The sequence below is a fragment of the Pseudomonas bananamidigenes genome (assembly GCF_001679645.1).
GTDB lineage: Bacteria > Pseudomonadota > Gammaproteobacteria > Pseudomonadales > Pseudomonadaceae > Aquipseudomonas > Aquipseudomonas bananamidigenes.
In genome coordinates, this window is record NZ_LRUN01000012.1 from 1 (window position 1) to 1,625 (window position 1,625).

Annotated in this window: 1 protein-coding gene; it reads left to right on the forward strand. The window is 62.4% G+C overall.

All coding sequences use genetic code 11. From position 1 onward, the window contains the following. On the forward strand, window positions 1–1,625 hold a 1,625-nt coding region (locus tag BBF94_RS05760), incomplete at both ends, for an immunoglobulin-like domain-containing protein (protein ID WP_318656012.1).

Genomic DNA, 1,625 nt, shown 5'->3' on the forward strand with positions numbered 1-1,625 from the left:
CAGGCCACCATCACCAATGCCACCGGTGGCAACTTCGAAAACCTGGTGACCAGCAACACGCCAGCGGTGACCAACGTCACCGACACCATCGACACCACCACGGTGAAACTCACCGCGACCGAGTCGGCGGCTGAAGGCGGCACCGTCACCTACACCGCGACTGTTGGCGCACCGGTGACGGGTTCTCCGGTTACCGTGACCCTGTCCAACGGTCAGCAGATCACCATCGAAGTCGGCAAGACCACCGGCACCGTGACCACCACTGCGCCGAACGATGCGTTGACCGGCCACGCGCCGCTGACCAATGCGATCACCGGCGTAATCGGCGGTAATTACGAGAACCTCGTTGCCGACAAGACTCCGGTTTCGACCACGGTCACCGACACCGTCGACACCACCAACCTGACCCTCAGCGCCACCAACTCGGTCGCCGAGGGCGGTTCGATCATCTACACCGCCACACTGACCAACGCGGCGGGCACCCCGGTGACCGTGACCTTGAGCAACGGCGCCGTGATCACCATCGAGGCCGGTAAAACTACGGGCACCGTGACGGTTCCGGCACCGGCCGATGACGTCTACAAGGACGCCGGCACCGTGGAAGCGACGATCAAGTCCGCCACTGGTGGCAACTTCGAAAATCTGGTGACCAGCACGGTTCCTGCGGTGACCCAGGTTACCGACACCATCGACACCACCACGGTGAAGCTGACCGCGACCGAGTCGGCAGCTGAAGGTGGTACCGTTACATACACCGCGACCGTGGGTGCGCCTGTAACCGGTTCTCCGGTTGTCGTGACCCTGTCCAATGGTCAGCAAATCACCATTGAAGTGGGTAAAACCACCGGCACCGTGACCACCACCGCGCCGAATGATGTTCTGAACGGCCATGCACCGTTGACCAACGCGATCACCAACGTGAGCGGTGGCAACTACGAAAATCTGGTCGCTGACAAAACCCCGGTCAGCACCACGGTGACCGATACCATCGACACCACCAACCTGTCGCTGACCGCGACCGGCACCGTGGCTGAGGGTGGCCAGATCACCTACACCGCGACGCTGACCAACGCCGCTGGCTCGCCAGTGACCGTGACCCTGTCGAACGGCGCAGTGATCACCATCGACGCTGGCAAAACCTCTGGCACCGTCACTGTTCCGGCTCCAGCTGATGACGTCTATAAAGACGCCGGCACCGTACAGGCCACGATCAAATCCGCCACCGGTGGCAACTTCGAAAACCTGGTGACCAGCACCACACCAGCGGTGACCAACGTCACCGACACCATCGACACCACCACGGTCAAACTGACCGCGACCGCAACAGCGGCCGAGGGTGGCACCGTCACCTACACCGCCACCGTGGGGGCACCTGTCACCGGCTCGCCAGTGACCGTGACCCTGGCCAATGGTCAGCAGATCACCATCGAAGTCGGCAAGACCACCGGCACCGTCACCACCACCGCGCCGAACGACGTGTTGAATGGTCATGCGCCACTGACTAACGCAATCACCGGTGTAAGCGGCGGCAACTACGAGAATCTGGTCGCCGACAAGACCCCGGTTTCGACCACTGTCACCGACACCATCGACACCACCAACCTGTCGCTGACCGCGACCGGCAC